Origin of the sequence: Streptomyces sp. AJS327, from assembly GCF_013450295.1 — a bacterium.
GTDB lineage: Bacteria > Actinomycetota > Actinomycetes > Streptomycetales > Streptomycetaceae > Streptomyces.
The window spans coordinates 41303-65333 of record NZ_SKBR01000005.1; the positions used below are offsets into that span (position 1 = coordinate 41303).

Below are 24031 nucleotides of genomic sequence, written 5' to 3' on the forward strand. Positions count from 1 at the left end.
ACCGCGGCGCGGCGCCGCACGTCGAGCGAAGGGAAGTAGGACCTGTGCCCCAGGTCATCAGGACCACCGCTGCCCGAACCGCCGCGGCAGCCGTCACCAGCACGCTGGTCGCGGTCCTCGCCACAGGTTGCGGGCAGAGCTTCGCTGAGGCCAACAAGTCTAAGGACTCGGGCGTCGGGCTCGCATTCGATATCGGCGGACGCGACGACCACTCCTTCAACGAGTCCGCCGCGCGCGGGGTCGACGAGGCCGAGAAGAAGCTCGGCGTGAAGGCCAAGATGCTCACCGCCAAGAACGGCGAGACCGAGGCCGACCGCGAGCAGCGCCTCACCTCCTTCGCGGAGGCGGGCTACGACCCGGTCATCGGCGTCGGCTTCGCCTACAGCCAGTCCGTGCAGAAGGTCGCCGCGGACTTCCCCGACACCACCTTCGGCGTGGTGGAGGCGGTACCCGAGGGCAAGAACGTCAACGCGATGGTCTTCGCCGAGCACGAGGGTTCCTACCTCGCCGGGGTGGCCGCCGCGCTGAAGAGCAAGTCGCACAAGGTCGGCTTCATCGGCGGGGTGAACAACGCGCTGATCCAGAAGTTCGAGGCCGGGTTCGTGCAGGGGGTCAAGGACACCGACCCCAAGGCGAAGATCGTCTCGCAGTACCTCTACCCGAACAACGACAAGGGGTTCAACGATCCCGCCGCCGCGAAGGCGAAGGCGAACGGCATGCTCGACCGGGGCATCGACGTGATCTACACGGCCGCCGGGCAGTCGGGCGCCGGATCCATCGAGGCCGTCGCCAAGAAGAAGGGCGCCTGGGCCATCGGGGTCGACTCCGACCAGTACCGCCAGACCGGCCTGCGCAAGTACCGGGACCGGATCCTCACCTCCGTGGTGAAGAACGTCGACGTCGCCGTGCTCGACCTGGTCAAGCGGGTGGAGGAGGGGAAGAAGCCGGGCGGTGTGCACACCTACGACGTGCGCCGCGACGGCGTCACCCTGGCCACCTCCGGCGGGTTCATCGACGACATCAAGGACGAGATCGGCGAGGCCCGGAAGCGCATCGTGGACGGCAAGGTGAAGGTCAAGGAATCCCCGTAGCCGCGGCGGCGCCGCGCCCGGACCCGCTCCGGACCCGCGCCGCGCCACCGGCGGGGCCGCCCGGCGACACCGCCGGGCTCCGCTCTCGCCATCCCCAGCCCGCCCCTCCGCCCTGAGGAGTCGTCATCCCAGCGCCAGAAACTCCCCCCGAGCCCAGCGGCCAGGGGGGTGCACCCAGCCCCGAGCCGCGTGGTTCGGGAACCACGGCCGCCGGAGCCGCGCCCGCCGTCCGGCTGCGCGGTATCACCAAGCGCTTCCCCGGCGTGGTCGCCAACCGCGATATCCACCTGGAGGCCCGCCGGGGCACCGTGCACGCCCTGTGCGGCGAGAACGGCGCGGGCAAGTCCACCCTGATGAAGATCCTGTACGGCATGCAGAAGCCGGACGAGGGCACCATCGAGCTGGACGGCGAGCAGGTCGAGCTGAACACCCCGGCGGACGCGATCGCCCGCGGGATCGGCATGGTGCACCAGCACTTCATGCTCGCCGACAACCTCACGGTGCTGGAGAACATCGTCCTCGGGGCCGAGAAGCTGCACGGCCTCGGCGCCGCCGCGCGCCGCCGGATCGAGGAGCTGTCGCGGACCTACGGGCTCGGGGTGCGCACCGAGGCGCGCGTCGAGGAGCTGGGGGTCGCGGACCGGCAGCGCGTGGAGATCCTGAAGGTCCTCTACCGTGGCGCCCGCACCCTGATCCTCGACGAGCCGACCGCGGTGCTCGTGCCGCAGGAGGTCGACGCGCTCTTCGAGAACCTGCGGGAGCTGAAGTCCGAGGGCCTGACCGTCATCTTCATCTCGCACAAGCTGGGCGAGGTGCTGTCCGTCGCGGACGACATCACCGTACTGCGGCGCGGGACGACCGTCTCCTCGGTGCGGCCGGAGGAGACCAGCCGCCGGGAGCTGGCGGAGCTGATGGTCGGCAGCGAGCTGCCCTCCCCGCAGACCGGGGAGTCGACGGTCACCACCACGCCGGTGCTGCGCGTCGACGACCTGCGGCTGACGGTCGCCGACACCGCGAACGCGGTCCGGCGCACCGTGCTGGACGGCATCTCCCTCACCATCCACCGGGGCGAGGTGCTCGGCCTCGCCGGGGTCGAGGGGAACGGCCAGTCCGAACTCGTCGAGGCCATCATGGGCCTGCTCGATCCGGACGGCGGCACCGTCACCCTGGACGGCGCGGAACTCACCCACGCCTCCACCCGGAGCCGCCGCGAGGCCGGAATCGGCTACATCCCGGAGGACCGGCACCGGCAGGCGCTGCTGCTGGAGGCGCCGCTGTGGGAGAACCGCATCCTGGGCCATGTCACCCAGCGCCCCAACAGCCGTGGCGCGCTGCTGGATCCGGCGGGGGCCCGCGCGGACACCGAACGGATCGTCGCCGAGTACGACGTGCGCACCCCCGGTATCGAGGTCACCGCGGCCAGCCTCTCCGGCGGCAACCAGCAGAAGCTGGTCGTCGGGCGGGAGATGAGCCACGACCCGAAGCTGCTGATCGCCGCGCACCCGACGCGGGGCGTGGACGTCGGCGCGCAGGCGCAGATCTGGGAGCAGATCAGGGAGGCGCGCCGCGAGGGGCTGGCGGTCCTGCTGATCTCCGCGGACCTGGACGAACTCATCGGGCTCTCCGACACCCTGCGGGTGATGTACCGGGGGCAGCTGGTCGCGGACGCCGACCCGGCCACGATCACCCCGGAGGAGCTGGGCGGCGCGATGACCGGCGCGGCCAGCGGCCACCTCACCGGGGACGAGGACCACGCGACGGAGACCGGCACCCCCGGCCCGGCCTCCGGCGCAGCGGAGGCGCCGGACACCCCGGACGGACGGGGGACGCCGGGCGGAAGCGCGGACGACGGCGACGACAGCAAGGACGGTGACGGGGCGTGAAGAGCTTCACCAGGGGGCTGACCAGGGAGAAACTGGTCCTCGCCCTCGCCGCACCCGCCCTCGCGCTGGTCACCGCGATGGTCATCACCTCGGCCGTGTTCCTGGTCGCGGGGAAGGACCCGATCCGCGCCTTCGGGATCATGGGCGACTACGCCCGGTACAGCGACAGCCAGGTCTGGATCATCAACAAGTCGGTGCCGTACTACCTCGCGGCGCTGGCGGTGGCCATCGGCTTCCGGATGAACCTGTTCAACATCGGCGTCGACGGCCAGTACCGGGTGGCGGCCTTCACCGCCGCCGCGGTGGGTGGCTCGATGGCGCTGCCCGGGCTGATCCAGATCCCGTTGCTGATCATCATCGCGATGTTGGTCGGCGCGATCTGGTCGGGTATCGCTGGACTGCTGCGGACTACCCGCGGGGTCAGCGAGGTGATCACCACGATCATGCTGAACTCCATCGCGGCCTCGCTGATCGGCTACTTCCTCCAGGACGGGCGGCTGGCCATCAAGGACGGCAACCTGCTGCACACCGAGCCCATCCCCAGCTCCAGCCACTTCTTCACCTTCCCGACCGACCCCAAGCCGGTATACGGCTTCGTGGTCATCGCGGTGCTGGCCGGGCTCCTGTACTGGTTCACCCTGAACCGCACCCGCTTCGGCTTCGACCTGCGCTCCGTCGGCGCCAACGAACCGGCGGCCGAGGCCGGCGGGGTCAGCGTCAAGCGGATGATCGTCGTCTCGATGCTGCTCTCGGGCGCCGCCGCCGGGCTGGTCGGCATGCCGACCCTGCTCAACGAGTCCTACAACTACGGCACCGACTTCCCCGCCGGGATCGGCTTCACCGGCATCGCCATCGCGCTGCTCGGCCGCAACCACCCGGTCGGCATGGCGTTCGGCGCGCTGCTGTGGGCGTTCCTCGACCGCACCGGCTCCCGGCTGGAGTTCGAGGGGTACGAGCAGGAGATCGTCGGTGTGATCCAGGGCGTCATCGTGCTGTGCGTGGTCGTCGCGTACGAGGTCGTGCGCCGCTACGGCCTGCGCACCCAGCAGCGCCGGGTCGGCGAGGAGCTCGCCGCCGGGCGCACCCCGGACAATGACAGCGGCGACAAGGCGGAGGCCACGGCATGACCCCCACGCGTACGGATCCCCCAAAGACCTGGGGCGTGCCCGCGCTGCGGAACGTCAGCGGCCGGCTCAGCCTCCCCGTGGTGCTGCTGATCATCGCTGGCGCGCTGCTCGTCGTGGCGCTGCTGCGGATACTCACCGGCGCCGACGACCTCACCTCCAGGGGGCAGTTCAGCGCCGCGCTCGCCGCCGCCGTCCCGATCGGCCTCGCCGGTCTCGGCGGGCTCTGGGCCGAGCGGGCGGGCATCATCAACATCGGCCTTGAGGGCATGATGATGCTCGGCACCTTCGCCGCCGGATGGATCGGCTGGCAGCACGGGCCGTGGGCGGCGGCGCTGGCCGGGGTCATCGGCGGCATGCTCGGCGGGCTCGTGCACGCCATCGCCACCGTCACCTTCGGCGTTGACCACATCGTCTCCGGTGTGGCCATCAACATCCTGGCGCTGGGCATCACCCAGTACCTCGCCACGCTCTGGTTCGGCGCGGAGGGCAGCAAGGCCGCCGACGCCGGAGGCAACGACAAGCAGTCGCCCCCCATGGAGGACATGCCGGACTTCACGGTTCCGCGACTCTCCGACGGGCTCGGCTCCCTGGCCGACAAGGGCTGGTTCCTCGTCTCCGACGTGGCCGGGGTGCTCGCCGCGCTGGTCACCAACGTCTCCTGGCTGACGCTGCTCACGGTGCTGCTCTTCGTCGGCAGCTTCTTCGTGCTCTGGCGCACCGCCTTCGGCCTGCGGCTGCGGGCCTGCGGCGAGGCGCCGCTCTCCGCCGAGTCGCTCGGCGTCAACGTCTACCGGCAGAAGTACCTGGCGCTGCTGGTCTCGGGTGGGCTCGCCGGTCTCGGCGGCGCCTTCCTCGCCATCGCCGTGCACTTCTACCAGGACGGGCAGACCGGTGGCCGCGGCTACATCGGCCTCGCCACGATGATCTTCGGTAACTGGCGGCCGGGCGGAGTCGCCATGGGCGCCGGGCTGTTCGGCTTCATGGACGCCATGCAGCTGCGCAGCGGCGGGCCCTCGGTGCACGCGCTGCTGCTCGGCCTGGCCGCGCTGCTCGCCGTCTACGCGCTGCTGCGCTGGCGCGCGGCGCAGCGGGCCGCCGCCGCGGTCTCCGGGATCGTCGCCGTGGCACTGGTCATCTGGTACCTCTCGACCGATACCGTTCCGCTGGAGCTCGTCGAGGCCAGCCCGTACATCGCCACCCTGCTGGTGCTGGCGCTCTTCGCCCAGCGGCTCCGGCCCCCCAAGTCGGTGGGCAAGTCCTATCGGAGAGGGGACGGCGGATGACGGACCGGGAGCCCCCGGCCGAGCGGACGGCGGCCGTCGACTGGCCAGCGCTCCGCGAGGAGGCGACGGAGTCGATGCGCCGCGCCTACGCCCCGTACTCGGGCTTCCCGGTCGGCGCCGCCGCCCTCGTCGACGACGGGCGCACCGTGACCGGCTGCAACGTGGAGAACGCCGCCTACGGGGTGGCGCTCTGCGCGGAGTGCGGCCTGGTCTCGGCGCTCGTCGCCTCCGGCGGCGGCCGGTTGACCGCCTTCACCTGCGTCGACCGGCACGGCGAGCTGCTGATGCCGTGCGGCCGCTGCCGTCAGTTGCTGTGGGAGCACGGCGGTCCGGAGCTGCGGGTGGAGACCGCCTCCGGCGTCCGCCCGCTCTCCGAACTGCTGCCCTACGCCTTCGGCACCAGCGATCTCGACCGCTGACCCCCCGGACGGCGTCCGGCCCACACGGTGGCCGGGCGCCGTCCGTTCGGTGCGTCACCACCGGCCAGTCCGTGCCGCCCGCCGGCTCGCCCGCCGCGCGCGTACCGCCCGCCGGGGCGCGGGCGCGGTCTCCCAACCGCCAACCCACGCCCTCCGTACGGGAGTTCGGCAGCCGGAGCGGTGCCGGACGGGCGGCGGGGGAGCGGCGCGCGGCGGGGCGGGGCGTGGGGCCGTCTCGCACCGACGGGGTCTATGCGGGTAGAAAGGGTGCCGCCCTCCCTGAAAGGAAGCACATATGGACGCGATTTCCGTCATCCGCACCAAGCGGGACGGCGGTTGTCTCACGTCGGAGCAGATCGACTGGGTCATCGACGCCTACACGCGCGGCGCGGTCGCGGACGAGCAGATGTCGGCTCTCGCGATGGCCATCCTGCTCAACGGCATGACCAGGACGGAAATCGCCCGCTGGACCGGCGCGATGATCAACTCCGGGGAGCGGATGGACTTCTCCGCCCTGGTGCGGCCGACCGCCGACAAGCACTCGACGGGCGGCGTGGGCGACAAGATCACGCTGCCGCTGGCCCCGCTCGTCGCCGCCTGCGGAGCCGCGGTCCCGCAGCTCTCCGGACGCGGTCTCGGCCACACCGGCGGCACCCTCGACAAGATGGAGTCCATCCCCGGATGGCGCGCCGACCTCGGCAACGAGCGGATGCTGGAGGTCCTCGACTCGGTCGGCGCGGTGGTCTGCGCCGCCGGATCCGGTCTGGCGCCCGCCGACCGGAAGCTCTACGCGCTGCGTGACGTCACCGGGACCGTCGAGGCCATCCCGCTGATCGCCTCGTCGATCATGTCCAAGAAGATCGCCGAGGGCACCGACTCGCTCACCCTGGACGTCAAGGTCGGCTCCGGGGCGTTCATGAAGGACCTCGACTCCGCGCGGGAACTCGCCACCACCATGGTCGAGCTGGGCAACAGCCACGGGGTGCGGACCGCCGCGCTGCTCACCGGGATGTCCACCCCGCTGGGCCGCACCGCGGGCAACGCGCTGGAGGTCCGCGAGTCGGTGGAGGTGCTGGCGGGCGGCGGACCGGCGGACGTGGTCGAGCTGACCCTGGCGCTCGCCGCCGAGATGCTGGACGCCGCCGGGATCCTCGGCGCGGACCCGGCGAAGGCCCTCGCGGACGGCTCCGCCATGGACCACTGGCGCCGCATGGTCGCCGCACAGGGCGGTGACCCGGACGCCGCGCTCCCCGTGGCCCGCGAGACCGAGGTGGTCACGGCCCCCGCCGACGGGGTGCTCCGCACCCTCGACGCCTACGCGGTCGGCCTCTGCGCCTGGCGCCTGGGCGCCGGGCGCGCGCGCAAGGAGGACCCCGTGCAGGCCGGAGCCGGCGTCGAACTGCACGCCAAACCAGGTGACCCGGTCCGCGCGGGCCAGCCCCTGCTCACGCTGCACACCGACACCCCGGACGCGTTCGGCTACGCGCGCGCCGCGCTGGACGGCGGTTACGAGATCGCCCCGCCCGGCGACCCGGTCACCCCGGACCCGGTGATCCTCGAACGCATCGCCTGACCCCACCCCCGGCCCGCCCCCGCCCCACGAGCCCGTGGGGCGGGGGGTCAGCCGCGGGCGGGGGTGGGGGCCGCCGCCGGTGAGGTCCGGGGGCGGGCGGTGGCCGCTTGACGTGTCGCGTACAGCGTCACGCCCCCGGCGAGCACCATCGCCGCGAGCGCCAGCCCCACCGTCGCGGCCCAGCCCGCTCCGGCGAAGGCCAGGGCGCCCAGCGCGCCGCCCAGCGAACTGCCGGTGTAGTACGCCATCTGGTAGAGGCCGGACGCCTGGGCCCTGCCCTCCCGCGCGGTGCCGCTGACCGCGCCGGAGGCCACGCAGTGCCCGGCGAAGAACCCGGCCGTGATGAGGACCAGGCCCCCGATCACCGCGAGCAGGTGGTCGGCGAGGCTCAGCAGCAGCCCGCCGGAGACGGTGCCGATCCCGAGGTAGAGCACGCCACGGCGGCCCAGCCGGGCGTGCAGCCGCCCGGCCGCCGTGGAGACGAACGTCCCGACGAGGTAGATCGCGAAGATCGATCCGGCGAGGCCCTGGGAGAGGCCGAACGGCTCGCTCGTCAGCCGGTAGCCGACGACCGTGTAGACCGCGCCGAAGACGGTCATGAACAGCGCGCCGATGACGTACAGCCGCAGCAGCAGCGGGTTGGACAGATGCCCGGCCACGGTGCGGGCGGTGCCACGGGCGCTGAGCGCCGTGGCGCGGAAGTTCCGCGGCGCGGGCGCCAGCAGACGGAACGCCACGGCGCAGAGCAGCGCGGTCAACGCGACGGCGAGCAGGGCGGCCCGCCAGCCCCAGAGCTGGGTCACCCAGCCCGCCAGGATCCGCCCGCTCATCCCGCCGACGCTGTTGCCCGCGACGAACAGGCCGACGGCCGAGACCAGATGGCGGCCCCGCACCTCGTCGGCGAGGTAGGCCATCGCGGAGGCCGGAACCCCGGCGATGGCGGCCCCCTGCGCGGTCCGCAGCGCGATCAGCGTGCCGAGGTCGGGTGCGAGCGGGATGAGCAGCGCCAGCGCTACCGCCACCGCGAGGGAGACGGTGAGCAGGCGGCGGCGCCCGAACCGCTCGGAGAGCGCGCTCAGCGGGATGACGGCCAGCGCCAGCCCGATGGTGGCGCCGGAGACCGTCCAGCTGGCGGCGCCCGGGGTGGCGCCCAGCCCCCGGGAGATCTCCGGGAGCATCGCCTGGGTGGAGTAGAGCAGGGTGAAGGTGGAGAGACCGGCGGCGAAGAGGGCCAGCCGCATCCGGCCGAAGCCCGGTTCGCCCGGGCCGAGCTTCCCGTCCGCGCCGGGCGGCACGGGCGCGCTGGCACTCGCGGGGGACGCCCCGGGGCGCGGCGGGCTGGCCGGAATCTCGGGGTTCGTGGGGTTCGCGGGGTTCGCCGAGGAGGGGGTCGGGCCGGGGGCCGGGGGGTTCGCCGTGTCGCCGGACGGATCGGGCGATCCGGTGGGGCGGGCGAACCCGGCGCGCGTGCCGGGGGCCGGAGTGCCGGAGAGGTGGGAGGGGACGGAGGCGGCGCCCACGGGCCGTGTGGACGCCTTGGTATCGGCAGGCATATCGCGAAAGTAGGGCCGCGACGCTGATGCGTCCAATGCACGGAACGGTCAGAATCGATGCGTTCCCGCATCAACCCAGTTCGAGGACGGGGTATGCCAGCCAAGCGAGATTCGCGTCGTGACCAAACCGGCACGTCCCCGGGGGGTCCGCCGGGCTCCACCGCCTCCCGGACGCCCCCGGCCGCGACGCCGGGCGGGGCTGGCGCGACGCCGTCGGGCGGCGGGCCCGCACCCGCCGCCCGAGCCTCGTCCCGGACGCCGCCGCCCGGGACCCCGCCACCGCCGGGGATGGCCGAACGCCCGGTGTGGGCCGGGGCGTTGACGCCGAGGCTCGCCCAGTTCGTCGCGGTGGCCCGGCACGAGCACGTCACCCGGGCCGCCGCCGAACTCGGCGTCCCGCAGTCCACCGTGAGCCGCGCCCTGACCCGGCTGGAGAACGACCTCGGGGTGGCGCTCTTCGCCCGGCGGGGGCGCACCGTCGCGCTCACCCCCGCCGGGCGTACCTTCCTGACGCACGCGGAACGGGCGCTCGCCGCCGTCGAGCAGGCCGCGGAGTCGGTCCGCTCGGACGCCGACCCGGCCACCGGGAAGGTGGCCTTCGGCTTCCTGCACACCCTCGGCTGGGAGACGGTCCCCGAACTGATCCGCGTCTTCCGCGCCGAGCACCCCCGGGTCCGCTTCGCGCTCATCCAGACCTACGGCGAGGCGATGCTGGACCGGCTCCGCGCCGGGGAGCTGGACCTCTGCCTGACCTCCCCCATCCCTGACGAACCCGGGCTGGTGGCCAGTCGGCTGGCCGAGCAGCGGCTGAGCCTCGTGGTGCCGGACGACCATCCGCTGGCGTCCCGCAAGCGGGTGCGGCTGGCCGAGGCGGCCGACGAGCCCTTCGTCACCCTGGAACCGGGGTACGGGATGCGCCGCATCCTCGAAACCCTCTGCGCCGAGGCCGGGTTCAGACCGCGTATCGCCTTCGAGGGCGAGGAGGCCGAGACCATCCGTGGACTGGTCGCCGCCGGACTCGGGGTGGCGCTGCTGCCGCCGCCCGTCGTCCCCCGCGCGGGCGTACGGGAGTTGACGGTCGTCCCGCGGGCCGTCCGGGAGATCGGGCTCGCCTGGCTGGCCGGGCACCCGGACACCGCGCCGGTCGCCGCGTTCAAGAGCTTCCTGCTCAGCCGCCGAGACCGGCTGCTCACCGGCTGACCCCGGCCGCCCATCCCGCCCCGCACCCGGCCCCGGAACACGAACTCCTCTCCACAGCAAGGGAATTCACTGGTGCCCGGGGGCCGGGAGGCGGCACCATCGGCGCTCCGTCGCCTCGCTCCGGAGCGCCGCCGCCGTACGGGCCGCGCGCCCACGCCGGGACGGCCCCGCCGGACCGAGGCGCCGGATACGGAACCCCCGGTGCGGCCACCCGAACCCGGCGCCGGGCGGACCCACCACGCGCGGCGAGGAGCCGGGAAACAGGAGACGCATGGCCGCCCCACGAGCCCAACTCACCCACGACGACCTGCGGTTGAAGATCGAGGTACGGAGAGCCCGACTGGACGGCGTGGACTACCGGGTGCTCACCCCGGCGACGCCACCGCGCAACGCCGCGCTCTACGACACCAGCCGGGGCAGCCGGGGCTACGACATGTACGTGGACCGGCTGGACGGCCGCCGCGTCGGGACCCTGTTCCTGCTGGCCGCGCGCTCCCCGCGTTCCCTGGTCCATCTGCCGCTGCGCCGCAGTCCGTTGGCGCCGGACGTCGGCTGGGAGGGGGAGCGGCCGATCGACCTCGTACTGGTGCCCCGCGCCCAGCAGTTCCGCGCCTCGCGCTGGAAGCGACTGCGCGAGCGGATCACCGCGGGCAACGTGGAGCGTGAACCGCGCACCGCCCGCGTGCCGTTGGGCGATCTCGCGCTCGACACCGAGGCGCCCGACTGGGCGTGGCGGAAGGGTGATCCCCGGTACCAGCTGCGTCAGCACCACGTCGCCGAGACGCTGCTCCTGACGAGCGGCCCGATGGGGTTCCAGGAGGCTGCCAAGGAGTTCTTCGCCGTCACCCGGGACGGTCCGCCCTACGTCGCCACCCGGCACTACATCCCCGGCGGCTGCAACTACCACGTCTGCCGCTGCCTCTACCACTTCGAGGAGATCGGCCCGGACAGTGACTGGGAGCAGTTCCACGTGGAGTACTGCCCGAGCTGGTCCCGTTGAGCCGCGGCGAGCGCGGACCCGCTCCAACTCCCGGCGTATCGCGATGTGGTGACACGTACCGCGTGCTCCCGTCGAGCGGCGAGGGAGCCGGGTGGACTCAGGGGCGCAGCGAGCGGCCGAACCCGGCGGCCAGCGGCATCCGCAGGCCCAGGGGTGGTGGTGCGGCGAACGCGTCGGTGACCGGCCGGGCGAAGTCCCGCCCGCAGAGCGAGCCCAGAACGAAGTCCCGGGTGAGAGCCGTGACTTCGGAGTGGTGCTGGCGGAGGCTGTGGCCGTCGGTGTGCACCTCGAAGCGGCACACCGCCGAGGTCGTCCGCCGCGCCCGCTCGGCCAGCCGGAACGAGAGGTCTGGGTCGGTGTGGTGGTCGTCCGAGCCGTGCACGATCAGCACCTGCCGGCCAGCCAACTGATGGACCGGGTCCGGTAGTTCCTCCGCCGGGTCGGCGTCGGGCGAGTCCGGTTCCGGGAACCACGGCGCCAGCGCCACCACCGAGCTGACCGCCGGGTGCCCGGCGGCGCGCAGCGCGGCCCGGGCACCCACGTCCATCCCGACCAGGCAGACCGCGACGTCCCCGTACCGGCGGACCACCTCGTCGGCCGCCCACCGCGCGTCCTGCGCCGGATGCGCCGCCACACCGTTCCACCCGCTGTGCCGGTAGTGCACGGTGTGGGTGCGCAGCGTCTCGCCGCGTGTGCCGTGCGCCAGCCGCCGCGCCAGGGAGTAGGCCAGCGCCTGCGCCGCCGGGGCGCGCCGCCGGCTGCCGCGCGGGGTGCCCCCGGCCAGTACGAGGACCACGGCGTGCGGAGCGGAGGCGGTGGAGCCCAGCGCCCGCCCCAGCCGGGGGGCTCGCCCGCCCGGCGCTGGCTCGCCGCGCTCCCCGGGCGAGGGCTCCGGCGCCGGGGCGTCCGGGGACCGGGTGGGCTCAGGGACCGTCGCGCCGTCGGCGCCGGGCGCGGGGCGCGGGCCGCCGGGCGTGGGGGTGCCGTCCCGGTCGTTCGGCGCGTCCTCCGGCAACGTTCGCTGAACCATGGCGCCACGATGACAGACGGCGCGCCCGGGGGGAGCGCGGCGCGCGGTCACCATTGCGTATCGAAGACCCGTTCCACCAGGGGGAGTTGGAGCGTCACAGGGTCATCCGGGCGGTGCGCGCGGGGCCCGGTCGTGCTCGCGCGGGGCGGCCGGGACCCGGGTGGCCGGGGTGAGCGCGTGGTGTGCGGGGCCGTGCTGTCTACGCGCGTAGGGGCTACAGTACCGAGATGACGAGCGAACGCCTGAACACCGTCCCCAACCCGGAACAGATCCGCCGCGCTCCCAAGGTGTTGCTGCACGATCACCTCGACGGCGGCGTGCGTCCGGAGACCGTCGCTGAACTCGCTCTGGAGAGCGGCTATCCGGGCCTGCCGGAGACCGAAGTGGACCGCCTGGAGCGCTGGTTCAGGGAGGCGGCGGACTCCGGTTCGCTGGAGCGCTATCTGGAGACCTTCCAGCACACCGTCGGGGTGATGCAGACCCGGGAGGCGCTGGAGCGGGTGGCCGCCGAGTGCGCGGAGGATCTCGCCGCCGACGGGGTGGTCTACGCGGAGGTGCGGTTCGCGCCCGAGCAGCACCTGGCGGGCGGCCTCACCCTGGAGGAGGTCGTGGAGGCGGTGAACGACGGGTTCCGCGAGGGGGAGCGCCGGGCGCGCGCCGCCGGGCACCGCATCCGCGTCGGCGCGCTGCTCACCGCGATGCGGCACGCGGCGCGGGCCCTGGAGATCGCGGAGCTGGCAAACGGCTACCGGGACGCGGGCGTCGTCGGCTTCGACATCGCGGGGGCGGAGGCCGGGCACCCGCCCACCCGCCACCTGGACGCCTTCGAGTACCTGAAGCGGGAGAACAACCACTTCACCATCCACGCCGGCGAGGCGTTCGGACTGCCGTCCATCTGGCAGGCGTTGCAGTGGTGCGGCGCCGACCGGCTCGGCCACGGCGTGCGCATCATCGACGACATCGAGGTCGCGGAGGACGGCACCGTCCGCCTGGGCCGCCTCGCCTCGTACGTGCGGGACAAGCGCGTCCCGCTCGAACTGTGCCCGACGTCCAACCTCCAGACGGGCGCGGCCACCTCCTACGCGGAGCACCCCATCGGCCTGCTGCGGAAGCTGCACTTCCGGGCGACGGTGAACACCGACAACCGGCTGATGAGTGGCACGAGCATGAGCCACGAGTTCGAGCAGCTGGTGAAAACCTTCTCCTACACGCTCGACGACATGCAGTGGTTCACCGTCAATGCCATGAAGTCCTCGTTCATTCCTTTCGATGAACGTCTCGCGATGATTAACGAGGTCATCAAGCCGGGATACGCGGAACTCAAATCCGAATGGCTGTTCCGCGATTCGGTCTCCTGACCTCGGGAAAGCCGCCGCCGGGGAGTTCTCCCCGGTCGGCGGCGGCGAGAGCGCGGTGCGAACGAGCCCCGGAGCGGGCGGTGTGACACCGCAAAGCGCACAACGCGTCGGCCGCGAGGGGGAAAACGCACTGCCGTGCCCCGGCCGGGGTGTTTGCCATGGCGCGGAATTCATCGTTACGTTCGCCGGGCTGCTGAAGCCACCATCACGAGGACGTACACATGAAACACGGAATGATGAAGTCATTTGGTGTCGCCGCGCTGGGCGCCGCGCTCGCCGCGACCGGAGCGGGCATCGCCTCCGCCGCCCCGCAGCCCGGTCTGGCCACCACCGCGGGGAAGCTGACCGGCCCCGGCGGCCCGGTCGAGAACACCGTCAAGACCCTCCCCGGCGCGCACGAGTCCCTCAGCGCGGGCAAGCAGTCCATGGACGCCTCGCACCAGGCGATGGGCGGTGACCGGAAGGTCTCCAGCGCCCCGCAGCGGAAGTCCCCGACGGGGAACGGCGGTCAGCAGGTCAAGGGCGACCACAACAAGTCCGTGAAGGGCGCCGAGGGCCAGGCCCCGAAGGGCGCCAAGAAGGGGCTGCTGGGCGGCCTTCCGGTCGTCGGCGGTCGCTGACGCGGGTCACGGCAGGCCCGCACCCGGCCCCGCCGGAGCGCCCCGCTGAGGCGCGGAGGTGGAACCGGCACCAGGCGGCGGTCACACAGCGCGTGTGGCCGCCGCCTCGTCGTGTCCGTACGGTGCTCGGACCGTCGCACGGCGCGGCGGACAGCGGCGGCCGGGGACGGTCGGCGCCGGCCGGGAGGTGCCCCGGGGTCGGTCAGGGGCGGCCTGGTGACCGCCCGCGACCGCCCGCGAACGGCGGCCGGTCACCAGGCGGTGCGCCGCTCCCGCCCCTCGTTCGGCAGCATGATCCACAGCGCGAGGTAGATCAGGAACTGCGGGCCCGGAAGCAGACAGGAGGCGACGAAGATCAGCCGCATCGTGGTGGGCGTGGTGCCGAACCTCCGGGCGAGGCCGGCACAGACTCCGGCGATGACGCGGTTGTCGCGGGGGCGGGAGAGTGTGGACATCCGGATGGTCCTTCGCTTTCGGGAGACTCCGTCTCCGGCCGGGTGAACCCGTGAACCGGTACCCACACGCTAGAACCGGCGGTCACCCGGGACATCGCCCTACGGTGCTATCCGGACCCTGGCCGTTCTCGGGGGCGACCCCGAGGTGGCGGCCGACTCGCCGCGGCTCTCCTTCGGGGCGCGCTCCCGCCTCTCGCGCCGCAGCCAGTGCCGCAGTGGTGGGCAGAACAGCGCGTGGGTGAGCCCCACCCCCGCTGTGTTCAGCAGCACCGAGTCCACGTTGACCATCTGGCCGGGCAGGGCCGACCGCAGCAGCGAGACCGTGGCGGCGAGCAGCGCCCCCAGGAAGACAGTGCGGACCGCGGTGCCGAGCGCCGGACGGTGCAGCTGGTTGGTGGCCACCGGCAGCAGCACCCCGAGCGGGGCCAGCAACAGCAGCCCCCCGGTGACACGTTGGAACCCCGCCCCCGCGTCGGCCGCGAAGTCCGCCCGGATGGTGGCGAGCGGATGCAGATTCGCCGGCGCGACCCACGGTACGGACAGGGGCCGCAGCATCAGCCACCCGACGAACAACAGGTACGCGAGGAGCAGGACGACTCCGGCGGCCCGGAGTCGAGAAGGGACGGCACTGCCGCCTTGGCCATGGCGCTGCACGTCCAGGAGGACGCCCGGACGGGCCGCGGCGGTTCCGACTGGCGAGTAGCGTTGTGTGCGAACCGACTCACACCTCGGTGCCCGCCGTCCGGGCCGCCTCCGGTTCGGTACGCAGCGCGTCGCCGCACTCGTAACGGCGCAGCGGCTCCGTGGCGGCGCGGCGCTCGCTCCCCTCAGTCCGTTCGCCGCGGTCCTCCGCGGCCGCCGCCGGGCCGGACGGTTCTCCCGGCTCGTCGGCGTCCGTGGCGGCGGCGGACCCGCCGGGGCGCGGACCGCCGAGGGTGACTCCGCCGTCGCCGTCGCCCACCGGGGTATCCGCGAAGGTGCAGACGATCTGCGCGAGCGCGAAGTTACGCAGTTCGCCCGGGGGTTGGCTCAGCCGCAGGGCCTCCTTCGGATCGCCCGCGGCGCCCGCCTCCACCCGCAGGTCGTCCGGGACCGCCGTCTCGAAGCCCGCCCGGCCCTCGCCGGACTCCGGCTCCTTGCGCAGCTCCGCCAGCAGTTTCCGGGCCATCGGCAGCCGGGCGGCAGCCGGGCGGCCCTCGGGCACCGGCACCGTCCGCTCCACAGGGGCGACCCGGGCGCCGCAGACCAGGTAGACCCGGGCGGTGTCCCGCTGGGACCCCTTCGCCCCTCCCGGACGGTCCGACGGCTTCTTTCCGGTCTCCGCCTCGCCGCTCTCCGAACGCTCCGGGGCGGCTCCGTCGTCCTCCCGGCCGCCGGGTCCGTCCGGCGCGCTGTCGTCCGGCCGGACGCAGGCCACCCGCGAGGGCGCCTCCCCCGCGTCCACCGGGACCGAGGTGGCCCGGATACCGCAGCCCGCCAGCAGCGTGCCGAACACGGCCACCGCCAGGAGCGGCCCGTGCGCTCTGCGACGGCTCATCGCCCGTCCTTTCCGTCCCGGGGGGTTCCGTCCCGGGGGGTTCCGTCCTCGGAGTCCGCTCGCCTGCCCGGCCCGCCCGCGTCGGGGGCGTCACCCGCCTCGGACGGGCCCCGCGCGGGTCCCGGTTCGGCCTCCGGCCCGCCGTCCCCCTCCGGCGAGCCGTCCGAGCTGGCGGAGTCGCCCGCGTCGAGCGGCAGGCGCAGGGTGAACACCGCGCCGCCCGCGTCCGCGGGGGCGTTCCGGGCGGTGATCACGCCGCCGTGGATGTGCGCGTTCTCCATGGCGATGGAGAGGCCGAGCCCGCTGCCGTCCGAACGCGGGCGGGAGGCGCTGGCCTTGTAGAAACGGTCGAACACGTGCGGCAGCACCTCGGCCGGGATACCGGGCCCCCGGTCCGCGACCTCGATCACCAGCTCGCCATCGTCCGTCCGGACGGAGACCTTGACGGGTGAGCCGCCGTGCTTCAGGGCGTTGCCGATCAGGTTGGCGAGGATCACGTCCAGCCGCCGCGGGTCGAGCCGGGCCATGATGCCCCGGTCGGCGTCCACCTCCACCGCGTCCAGCCAGGCCCGGGCGTCGATACAGGCGGTCACCTGGTCCGCCACGTCCACGTCGTCCTGGACGAGCCGGGCGGTGCCCGCGTCGAAGCGGGTGACCTCCATCAGGTTCTCCACCAGGTCGTTCAGTCGCCGGGTCTCGCTGACCACCAGCTGAACGGCCGGGGCGATCATGGGGTCGAGGTTCTCCTGCTCCTCCTCCAGGACCTCCGTCACGGCCGAGATCGCCGTCATCGGGGTGCGCAACTCGTGCGACATGTCCGCGACGAAGCGGCGGCTGGACGCCTCCCGGGCGCTCAGATCCGCGACCCGGCTCTCCAGCGCCTCCGCCGTCTCGTTGAACGTCCGGGACAGCTCCGCCAGTTCGTCCGTTCCGGAGACCTTCAGACGGGTGTCCAGCTTCCCCTCGCCGAGCCGCGTCGCCGCGTCACTCAGCCGCCGCACCGGGCGCAGCACCGTGGTCGCCGCGGCCTGGGCCAGCAGCATCGCGCCGATCAGTGCGAGCCCGGTGGCGATGCCCAGCGACCAGGCCAGCGAGGTCAGATCGTCCCGCTCGGACTTGAGCGACTTCAGCATGTAACCGGTCGGGGTCGACCCCTCACCGATCACCTTCGCCCCGCCGACGAGATACGGCTCCCCGTTCTTCGTGATCCGCTGCCAGTACAGGTGGTACGGGTGACGGTTGGACGAGTCCACCGTGCGCTTCTTGCCCACCGCCGTCCGCAGCGACTCCGGTACGTCGCCCGGGGCGAAGTCGTCCCGGTTCGAGGCGGCCACACACCGCCCGCCGTCCCGGGTCCCGGGGAGCAGCAGCACCTCGTAGTTCTGGGCGCTGCGGGCCATCTTGCCCGCGGCGCTGCGCAGTTGCTGGCAGTCGACGGTCCGCGGCAGGTTCCCGACGTTGTCCTCCATCGACTGCCGGAAGTCCTTGAGCGCGGCGTTCTGCGCCCTGGTCAGCACCGCGTCGCGGTTCAGCCAGTACGCGATACCGGAGGCGGACACCGCGGCCGTCAGTGCCACCAGGGCGAAGACCACGACCAGCCGGAGCCGCAGAGTGGGCAGGACACCGGCGAGCCAGCCGCGGATCCGTTCCGCGCGGCGCGGCCGGGGTGGGGCGTCGCTCACTGTCTACTTCCGTTCGGCGCTCCGCCCGAACCGCGCCGTGCCGCGGGTGTCGGAGCTGGGTGGTGACCGGAGGCTGGGCGGACATCACTCACTGAGGGGTGTCCAGCCGGTATCCCACCCCGCGCACCGTGCGGATCAGCGTCGGCGACGAGGGCACGTCCTCGACCTTCGCGCGCAGCCGCTGCACGCAGGCGTCCACCAGGCGGGAGTCACCGAGGTAGTCGTGCTCCCACACCAACCGCAGCAGTTGCTGCCGGGACAGCGCCTGGCCGGGTCGCCTGCTCAGCTCCAGTAGCAGACGCAGTTCGGTCGGCGTCAGTTGCAGATCCTCACCGTTCTTCGTGACCGTCATCGCCGAGCGGTCGATCACCAGTGAGCCGAAGGTCGCCGAATCGCTCGACTCCCGCTCACCGCGGCGCATCACCGCCCGGATCCGGGCGTCGAGCACCCGGCCCTGTACGGGCTTGACGACGTAGTCGTCAGCTCCGGACTCCAGCCCGACCACCACGTCGATGTCATCGCTGCGCGCGGTGAGCAGGATGATCGGCAGCTGGTCGGTCCGGCGTATCCGGCGGCATACCTCGAAGCCGTCAATGCCGGGCAACATCACGTCCAGCACGATCAGGTCCGGCCGCTGCTCGCGCAGCAGTTTGAGGCCGTCCTCGCCGGACGCGGCGGTCGCCACGCGGTGGCCCTGACGGGTCAGCCCCATCTCAAGGGCCGTACGGACAGCGTCATCGTCCTCGATCAGCAACAGGAAAGGCACACGCGCCATTCTGGCCCATGGCCCCCCCACACTTCGAGCGGTGGGTCACAAGAGCACTTCCCAGGGGCCGCGCCGAAGATCGACTCGCTTGTGACACCGCTGTGACAGTCGGGGGACCTGGCGATGAAACTGGCCCGGCAGTGTGTAGCTCATCAAGCAAGCGACCGGGATGTTCTCCGAGGGGGCGCGAGATGCACGCACTGCATGGCACCACCAACAGCGCAGTACTTCACACGCGTCTGTGCGCTCCGATGGTTCCGTCCCGGTCCGCGGAAAAATCCGGTGCCGTGAGCGGGCGGGGGTGCGCTCGCGGCACCGGGCGTCAGCGTCCACCGCACATCACCGCGGTGGAGGGCCTCCGGGGGGAGGCCACCACGGGGGACACCGCGGGGGATGAGCGGGGGGACAACCAGTACGGGGAAGGCTCGGGGGAGCGGCGCGACCGCACCGCGAACGCCCGGCCCGGGCAGGTCGAGGACGCCGAGCTGGCGTTCACCGACTACGTGCGTGAGCGCCGCGCCTCCCTGTACGCCACCGCCTACCACCTGACCGGCGACCGGCACGAGGCGGAGGACCTGCTCCAGAGCGCGCTGTTCTCCACCTACCGGGCCTGGGACCGGATCAGCGACAAGGCCGCCGTCGGCGGCTACCTCCGCCGGACCATGACAAACCTGCACATCAGCGCCTGGCGCCGGCGGAAGCTGAACGAGTACCCGACCGAGGAGCTGCCGGAGACGGCGGGCGAGCAGGACGCGATGCGCGGCACCGAGCTGCGGGCCGTGCTCTGGCAGGCCCTCGCCCGGCTGCCCGAGACCCAGCGCACCATGCTGGTGCTCCGGTACTACGAGGGTCACACCGACCCGGAGATCGCCGACATCCTGAACATCAGCGTCGGCACGGTGAAGAGCAGCATCTGGCGCTCGCTGCGCCGGCTGCGCGAGGACGAGGCGCTCAGCTTCGGCCGGGACGAGGAGGAGTCCTTCGGCGAGCTGGTCGCCTGAGACCGGGGGAACCACGGGGGAGACGGGGGATCGAGCCGCCGGGTGACCGGCGGCGGCGCCGGGGGGCGGGTTTCACAGCCGGGTCGGGGGGCCCGGTGAAGCCCGGGACCCGGGAGGGACCGGGTCCGGCGCGAGGGGGGAACCACGGGGGATACGGAAAACGGGGGGATCAGGGGGAAATCGGGGGATATCGGGGGGAGCCCTGGGTCCGGGGGGACCTGGGGTGTGAAGAGCGGGTTCGACCGGCCGGGGGGTCTGGTCGGACCCGCTCTTCCCGCGCGTCAGCGCCTTCCACCCGGGAACGGCGCCCGGGGGCCCGGCCGCAGTCGTCCAGTCGCACTCGTCCAGGGGCTCCCCGGCGGTTGATTGCCGGCTTCCCCTCGGGCTCCCCTCCGGGACTCCTTCCCGGGTTCGGTGGCTCCCGGAGCGTTCAGCTGCGTGCCGGTCGTCCGGGATCTCCTGGCCGTCCCGAGCCCCGCCCGGCGTTCCTCTGCCATCCCCCCTGCCTTTCCCCGCCTTCTCTGCCTCTCTCCGCTTTCCCCGGCGAGTTCCCCCCCCGGTTCGTCGGGCGCGGAGTCCCGGGCGCCGCCGCCGGTCCCCCCGATACGGTCGTCGGGACCCCGGGGGCGTGGGCTGGACCGAGTTCCGCGAATCGTGACCGTGGGCGCCCGGAGGCTCCGGCGCTCCGGGGTGCGCCGGTGGGGCCGGAACCGTGGTGGTGGGGTGCGGGGGCGTGACCCTCTGGGCGGCGTGCCCCGACGCGCCCGCGCTCCGGGCGCCGTGGCCGCCGTCACCGCGCGCCGGGAGGGTCGGCCCGGGGTGCGCGCCCGGCCCGGGGCGGGCCGGAGCGGGCGCGCGCCGGGACCCGGGTCAGCCGTGGAGGGCGGTGATCCGCCGCCGGGCCTCATCCCGGGTGCAGGGCACGGCGCCGAGCCGGGTGTGCCGGCTGACGATCGCCCCCTCCGCGCGCATCAGCCGCCAGCCGCGCCGCATCAGGAACGGCACCGGCTTCCTGGACTCCCGCACATCGCGCAGCAGCCGCCGCCGGAACGTGGTGAAGGGGCTGCCGCGCAGGCAGATCGCGTCCGCGAGCAGTCCGAGGGCCCGGCAGCGCTCCGCGATCTCGGCGGCGAAGATGCCCTCCGCGACGAACAGCGGCGCCCCCTCCAGCGACAGGGCGTCCTCCCCGACGCGGGCACTGAGTGAGATGTCGTACACCGGGACCGAGGTGTGCCCTTCGGCGCAGAGCGCGCGTACGGCGGCGACGGCGGCGTCCGCGTTCCAGGAGTGCGGGGAGTCCCAGTCCACCCCGCTGGCGTCGGTCAACGGAGGGAGCGTCGGGTCGTCACCCTCCTTGTAGAAGTCGTCAAGTCGCAGCACCGGCAGTCCCGTTCGGGCGGCCAGCCGGGTCTTGCCGGAGCCGGAGGGGCCGGTGAGCAGCACGACCCGGGATATCAGCGGGCCCTCGGGGCTGGGCGATCCGGCCGGGTCCCACGGAGCGCTGTCCGGTGCCGGACGCCCGGAGGAGGTGGGGCGGGCGCGGGAGGCGGCGGACTCGGGGACGCCTTCGGGGTGCTCCTGAGCTGCCTGGGCCAGCGGATCGGCGGATGGAGTGTGGCGGGTGGAGTCGGTCACGAGAGACCATTGTCGGCCATCGCTCCGGACCCTGGGACGGCGACGGAACGCGGTCGAACGCTTTCGTCCCACGGAACCGGCGGGGTCGGCCGCGTTCCGCACCCGGGTGCGGAGCGGGACGCCCGGGTCGCGCTCCGCCCGGCCGGGGCCACGGAGGAGGGTCCGGACTCGAGGGACCGGGGAGGGCTACTGGCGGTAGCCCTCCAGAAAGCGGCCGATGCGGCTGATCGCCGCGTCGAGGTCGTCGGCGTGCGGGAGGGTGAGAATGCGGAAGTGGTCGGGGCTCGGCCAGCTGAAGCCGGTGCCCTGGACTACCTGGATCTTCTCGCGGAGCAGCAGGTCCAGCACGAACCGCTCGTCGTCCTCGATCCGGTGGATGGCCGGGTCCAGCCGGGGGAAGGCGTAGAGCGCGCCCCGGGGTTTGACGCAGGAGACGCCGGGGATCTCGTTGAGCTTCTCCCAGGCGCGGTCCCGCTGTTCACGGAGTCTGCCGCCGGGGAGCACCAGCTCCTCGACACCGCGGGCGCGTACGTCGCCCTCGCCCGCGGGATGGCTGAGCGCGGCCTCGATCGCGTACTGCGCGGGGGCGTTGGGGCAGAGCCGCATGGAGGCGAGCATGCTCAGTCCCTCCAGGTAGTCCCGGGCGTGCTGCCGGGGTCCGGAGACCAGTAGCCAGCCGCTGCGGAACCCCGCCACCCGGTACGCCTTGGAGAGCCCGCTGAAGGTGAGGCAGACCAGGTCGGGGGCGAGCGAGGCGGTGTGGTGGTGCACCGCGTCGTCGTACAGGATCTGGTCGTAGATCTCGTCGGAGAAGACCATCAGGTGGTGGCGCCGGGCCAGATCCAGGATGCCCTCCAGAATCTCGCGCGGATAGACGGCGCCGGTCGGGTTGTTCGGGTTGATGATCACGACCGCCTTGGTGCGGTCGGTGATCTTCGCCGCCATGTCCTCCAGGTCGGGCAGCCAGTCGGAGGACTCGTCGCACAGGTAGTGGACGGGGGTTCCGCCCGCCATGGTGGTGACGGCCGTCCACAGCGGGAAGTCGGGTGCGGGGATGAGGACCTCGTCGCCGTCGTCGACCAGGGCCTGGACGGCCATGGAGACCAGCTCCGAGACGCCGTTGCCCAGGAAGACGTCGCCAGGACCGGCCTCGGTCAGCCCCCGCTCGCGGTAGTGCGCCGCCACGGCGGCGCGCGCGGAGAGTATGCCGCGGGACTCGGTGTAGCCGTGCGCGTGGGGCAGCATCCGGATCATGTCCTGGAGGATGTGCTCGGGCGCCTCGAAGCCGAAGAGCGCCGGATTGCCCGTGTTGAGCCGCAGGACGCTGTGACCGGCCTCCTCCAGCGCGTCCGCCTGCTCGATCACCGGACCGCGGATCTCGTAACAGACCTCGCTGAGCTTGCTCGACTGCCGGAACTCCATGTGCTGCCCGCCTCCTGCCAGATGACCGGACTTGGTTATACCAAGTGGGAGCTTGGAAAGTCCAAGTGATTGCTTAGACTGTCCCGCATGCCGCCGATCCGCGCCCGCCGTCGATACGACCAGTTCTGTCCCATCTCGCGCGCCCTCGACCACATCGGGGACCGCTGGACGCTGCTGATCGTCCGGGAGCTCCTCGCCGGGCCCCGGCGCTACACCGACCTGCACGCCGACCTGCCCGGGGTGAGCACCGACGTGCTCGCCGCCCGGCTGAAGGACATGGAGCGCGCCGGGGTCACCGTCCGCCGTCGCGCCGCCCGCACCGGCCCGGCCCACCTCTACGAACTGACCGAGCGCGGCCGGGCGTTGTTGCCGGTGCTGGTGGCGCTCGGCGAGTGGGGCGCCCCGGAGCTGGCCGAGCGGCGGCCCACGGACGCGGTGCGGGCGCACTGGCTGGCGATACCGCTGCGCGGGATGCTGGAGACCGTGCTCGGCGCGGAGCTCGACCGGGTGGCGGGTGCCGCTTCGGAGTCCACCGCCGGGGCAGCCAGGGTCGCCGGGGCCGCGGGGACCACCGGAACCGGGCCAGCGGAGCCCGGAGAAACCGGAGCGGCGGGCGTCGAGGAGGGTCCGTGGCCCCGTTACTCCCCACAACCCGGTGAGTACGTGGTCGAGTTGCGGGTCCCGGAGGGCGTCTGCCATGTGCGGCTCGGCCCCGGCGGCGGCCCGGTCTACGGCGAGGGTCCGGCCGAACGGCCGGACGCCGGGCTGGAGTTGTCCGCCGCGGTGAGCGCCGCGGTGTTCGCGGGCGAGCTGTCCCTGGCCGAGGCCGTTGCGGAGGGCGCGATCCGGGTGCACGGCGCGGGGCCGGTGGCCCGGGCGCTGCGCACCGGCGTCCGCGCCCCCGGAGGGCCGGACGGCTCCGGGGAGCGGGAGGGCACCGCGATAGCGGGGGCCTGAACGCCCGCCTCCGGGCGGAAGGTTGAGGCGCGGGGCCCGGAGTGGCGGCGACCGGTCCGGGGCGGAACTCCTCCGCGCGGTGGGGCCGGTTCGCGACGTGGGGTCGGTTCGCGGTGCGGGTGGTGTGTGCCGCGGGCGGCCTGTGGTGCGGGTCGGACGGGGAACGGGTGGTCGCGGTGGTGCGGGTGGGGCGGACCGGGTGCGGTCGGTGGTGCGGAAGGGGTGGTGGATGCGGTGGACGTGGGGTAATGCGTCGGTGGACCCGGCGGGCGGGCGGAGTTGGCCGTCGGGCCTGTGGTCCCGGACGCGGGGCGCCCGGGGCGTGAGGGGGTGCCGGTGTGAGCGGACGGCCCGGATGTGAAGGGAAGCGCGGGGGCAAACCCGTGAGGCGCCGGTGTTCACCCGAAGGTGTGGAGTTCCCCGGAAGGGCTCGGGCTCG

Annotated in this window: 21 protein-coding genes; 12 read left to right on the plus strand and 9 right to left on the minus strand. The window is 73.2% G+C overall.

Annotated features, from left to right (window positions below):
- Positions 1–44 precede the first annotated feature (44 nt).
- The 6 genes from E0L36_RS25940 (at position 45) to E0L36_RS25965 (ending at position 7376) form a co-directional block, all read left to right on the plus strand.
- Positions 45–1091, plus strand: coding sequence for a BMP family ABC transporter substrate-binding protein (locus E0L36_RS25940; RefSeq protein WP_308416944.1), 1047 nt, complete (start codon positions 45–47; stop codon positions 1089–1091).
- A gap of 263 nt (positions 1092–1354) precedes the next feature.
- Complete coding sequence (locus tag E0L36_RS25945; RefSeq protein ID WP_374705592.1) at positions 1355–2974, plus strand: ABC transporter ATP-binding protein; 1620 nt, start codon at positions 1355–1357, stop codon at positions 2972–2974.
- Complete coding sequence (locus tag E0L36_RS25950; protein WP_308416945.1) at positions 2971–4101, plus strand: ABC transporter permease; 1131 nt, start codon at positions 2971–2973, stop codon at positions 4099–4101. The genes E0L36_RS25945 and E0L36_RS25950 overlap by 4 nt, the downstream gene beginning before the upstream one ends.
- A complete protein-coding gene (locus tag E0L36_RS25955) occupies positions 4098–5384 on the plus strand; it encodes an ABC transporter permease (protein WP_180931761.1) in 1287 nt (428 codons plus the stop codon). Before E0L36_RS25950 ends, E0L36_RS25955 begins: the two co-directional genes overlap by 4 nt.
- Positions 5381–5803, plus strand: a complete 423-nt coding sequence (locus tag E0L36_RS25960) for a cytidine deaminase (RefSeq protein WP_180931762.1) — start codon at positions 5381–5383, stop codon at positions 5801–5803. Before E0L36_RS25955 ends, E0L36_RS25960 begins: the two co-directional genes overlap by 4 nt.
- Positions 5804–6098: 295 nt before the next feature.
- Positions 6099–7376: a thymidine phosphorylase gene (locus tag E0L36_RS25965; RefSeq protein ID WP_180931763.1), complete on the plus strand. Its 1278-nt coding sequence runs from the start codon at positions 6099–6101 to the stop codon at positions 7374–7376.
- A 47-nt stretch (positions 7377–7423) separates the two neighbouring features.
- Here the strand turns inward: E0L36_RS25965 and E0L36_RS25970 are convergent, their stop codons facing one another.
- Entirely contained in the window at positions 7424–8929 is a 1506-nt protein-coding gene (locus E0L36_RS25970) for an MFS transporter (RefSeq protein ID WP_180931764.1), read from the minus strand.
- A gap of 288 nt (positions 8930–9217) precedes the next feature.
- Here E0L36_RS25970 and E0L36_RS25975 point away from each other — a divergent pair, with 288 nt between their 5' ends.
- Together E0L36_RS25975 and E0L36_RS25980 are read left to right on the plus strand one after the other, a co-directional pair.
- On the plus strand, positions 9218–10129 hold the full coding sequence (locus tag E0L36_RS25975; RefSeq protein WP_180931765.1) for a LysR family transcriptional regulator: 912 nt from the start codon (positions 9218–9220) through the stop codon (positions 10127–10129).
- Positions 10130–10400: 271 nt separating this feature from the next.
- On the plus strand, positions 10401–11129 hold the full coding sequence (locus E0L36_RS25980) for a hypothetical protein (protein ID WP_180931766.1): 729 nt from the start codon (positions 10401–10403) through the stop codon (positions 11127–11129).
- 97 nt (positions 11130–11226) lie between these two features.
- Here the strand turns inward: E0L36_RS25980 and E0L36_RS25985 are convergent, their stop codons facing one another.
- Positions 11227–12159, minus strand: a complete 933-nt coding sequence (locus tag E0L36_RS25985; protein WP_308416946.1) for an alpha/beta hydrolase — start codon at positions 12157–12159, stop codon at positions 11227–11229.
- Positions 12160–12386: 227 nt separating this feature from the next.
- Between E0L36_RS25985 and E0L36_RS25990 the strand changes: the two genes are divergently transcribed.
- A complete protein-coding gene (locus E0L36_RS25990; protein ID WP_180931767.1) occupies positions 12387–13517 on the plus strand; it encodes an adenosine deaminase in 1131 nt (376 codons plus the stop codon).
- Positions 13518–13738: 221 nt separating this feature from the next.
- On the plus strand, positions 13739–14137 hold the full coding sequence (locus tag E0L36_RS25995; protein ID WP_180931768.1) for a hypothetical protein: 399 nt from the start codon (positions 13739–13741) through the stop codon (positions 14135–14137).
- 251 nt (positions 14138–14388) lie between these two features.
- On the opposite strand, the gene E0L36_RS26000 is transcribed toward E0L36_RS25995, so the two are convergent.
- The 5 genes from E0L36_RS26000 to afsQ1 form a co-directional block, all read right to left on the minus strand.
- Entirely contained in the window at positions 14389–14592 is a 204-nt protein-coding gene (locus E0L36_RS26000) for a PspC domain-containing protein (protein WP_180931769.1), read from the minus strand.
- A gap of 99 nt (positions 14593–14691) precedes the next feature.
- Entirely contained in the window at positions 14692–15246 is a 555-nt protein-coding gene (locus E0L36_RS26005) for a VanZ family protein (protein ID WP_180931770.1), read from the minus strand.
- Positions 15247–15313: 67 nt separating this feature from the next.
- Positions 15314–16129 carry a hypothetical protein gene (locus tag E0L36_RS26010; RefSeq protein WP_180931771.1) on the minus strand — a complete coding sequence of 272 codons (816 nt, stop codon included), beginning with the start codon at positions 16127–16129 and terminating at the stop codon, positions 15314–15316.
- Complete coding sequence (locus E0L36_RS26015; protein ID WP_180931772.1) at positions 16126–17811, minus strand: HAMP domain-containing sensor histidine kinase; 1686 nt, start codon at positions 17809–17811, stop codon at positions 16126–16128. Before E0L36_RS26015 ends, E0L36_RS26010 begins: the two co-directional genes overlap by 4 nt.
- An 88-nt stretch (positions 17812–17899) precedes the next feature.
- Positions 17900–18577 carry a two-component system response regulator AfsQ1 gene (gene afsQ1 / locus E0L36_RS26020; protein WP_180931773.1) on the minus strand — a complete coding sequence of 226 codons (678 nt, stop codon included), beginning with the start codon at positions 18575–18577 and terminating at the stop codon, positions 17900–17902.
- A gap of 191 nt (positions 18578–18768) precedes the next feature.
- On the opposite strand from afsQ1, the gene E0L36_RS26025 reads away from it, so the two are divergent.
- Positions 18769–19578, plus strand: coding sequence for a SigE family RNA polymerase sigma factor (locus E0L36_RS26025; RefSeq protein ID WP_180931774.1), 810 nt, complete (start codon positions 18769–18771; stop codon positions 19576–19578).
- Positions 19579–20448: 870 nt separating this feature from the next.
- On the opposite strand, the gene E0L36_RS26030 is transcribed toward E0L36_RS26025, so the two are convergent.
- The gene (locus E0L36_RS26030) at positions 20449–21036 is read right to left on the minus strand and encodes an ATP-binding protein (RefSeq protein ID WP_180931816.1); all 588 of its coding nucleotides are present in this window, start codon (positions 21034–21036) and stop codon (positions 20449–20451) included.
- A gap of 363 nt (positions 21037–21399) precedes the next feature.
- Positions 21400–22635 (minus strand): pyridoxal phosphate-dependent aminotransferase, encoded by a 1236-nt coding sequence (locus E0L36_RS26035; protein WP_180931775.1) that lies wholly within the window; start codon positions 22633–22635, stop codon positions 21400–21402.
- 87 nt (positions 22636–22722) lie between these two features.
- On the opposite strand from E0L36_RS26035, the gene E0L36_RS28620 reads away from it, so the two are divergent.
- Positions 22723–23592 carry a winged helix-turn-helix transcriptional regulator gene (locus tag E0L36_RS28620; protein WP_374705593.1) on the plus strand — a complete coding sequence of 290 codons (870 nt, stop codon included), beginning with the start codon at positions 22723–22725 and terminating at the stop codon, positions 23590–23592.
- Positions 23593–24031: the final 439 nt, after the last annotated feature.